1 protein-coding gene and 1 pseudogene are annotated in these 1072 nt (G+C 50.0%); one reads left to right on the forward strand and one right to left on the reverse strand.

Going from position 1 to position 1072, the window contains the following annotated elements:
• Positions 1–276, reverse strand: a pseudogene (locus tag BLV27_RS19640) (transposase); the annotation flags it as partial.
• 472 nt (positions 277–748) lie between these two features.
• On the opposite strand from BLV27_RS19640, the gene BLV27_RS18955 reads away from it, so the two are divergent.
• Positions 749–1015, forward strand: a complete 267-nt coding sequence (locus BLV27_RS18955; protein ID WP_092648031.1) for a hypothetical protein — start codon at positions 749–751, stop codon at positions 1013–1015.
• Positions 1016–1072 lie beyond the last annotated feature (57 nt).

A 1072-nucleotide genomic window follows, 5' to 3' on the forward strand; every position in this document is an offset into this window, starting at 1 on the left:
TCATCTTGCATCCTTGGCGAAGTACGCGGCTGCCTTTTTTAAGATATCGCGCCCCTCAGTCATCCGCGCCAGCTCGCGCTTGAGCCTCCGGTTCTCAGCTTCGTGGTCCACAGATGATGCCTGTGACGCGGCTTTCGCATACAACTTCATCTATTTGTAGAGCGAGTAAGTGCTGATGCCTAAGCGCTCTGAAACCTCACGAACGGCGTACCCCCGCACTGCAACCTGATGCACCGCATCACGCTTAAAATCTTCACTGAAATTTGGCTTCCCCATAACGGCCTCCTTGCCTCAAAATTAGGGAAGAAAGCGTCTACAATACTGGGGGCTATTCAGCTCTCACCACTGCGCACTTGTCCGCATAATCCAAAGCAACGCCTCTAAAAACAGTCGCGGATCGAGCCCAGTTTGTCCTGGATCGCCGAATTTTACACGACGACACGATTCGATGATTGCGCAATGCGTATTGTTTGGGACTCATCGGGTCGAAGCTGCTCTTCTCTTTTGCAACCTTGAACTAGAATTCAGATGATTTCAGAATCACAAATATAAATGTAATTAAATCAATATTTTAAAACTCATATAAGCGCTTGTCCAGATTGAATGGAGGCAACGAAAGGGAGAGAAAAGTCGCTGATTTTGCGGCTTAAGTGGAACTCAGCACCAATCTTCGAGTTGAATAACCGAACACAGCGGAAAACACGATTCACCGCAGTTCAAGATTTGATACTGCCGTAAGGAGCACACCATGAACCGCACTTTAGCCACTATCGCCACCGTTGCCGCCTTGACCGCCGGATCGGCTTTTGCCGATGCCCATTCGCCCTCCATGGGCGAAGGCTTTGACATGCTGCAAACGGCCTTGATGAGCGACTTCGAACGTCTGGGTATTCCTACAGACGCTCTAGATGATCTGACATTGGGTCAAGTTGCTGCGATTAAGGCTGTTGTGGAGTCTGATGAGGGTGACACTCAACAGAAAGGTCGGATTGAAGCGATCATCGCGAACAATTAATTGATCCGGAATCGCTAAAAGGGGGCGGCCTGCGGGCCGCCCCTTTTTCGTGCGGAA

The organism is Jannaschia faecimaris (assembly GCF_900107415.1).
Classification (GTDB): Bacteria; Pseudomonadota; Alphaproteobacteria; order Rhodobacterales; family Rhodobacteraceae; genus Jannaschia; species Jannaschia faecimaris.

Coding starts and splice junctions, on each gene's coding strand:
- BLV27_RS18955 (WP_092648031.1), top strand. CDS start 749: ATGAACCGCACTTTAGCCACTATCGCCACCGTTGCCGCCTTGACCGCC.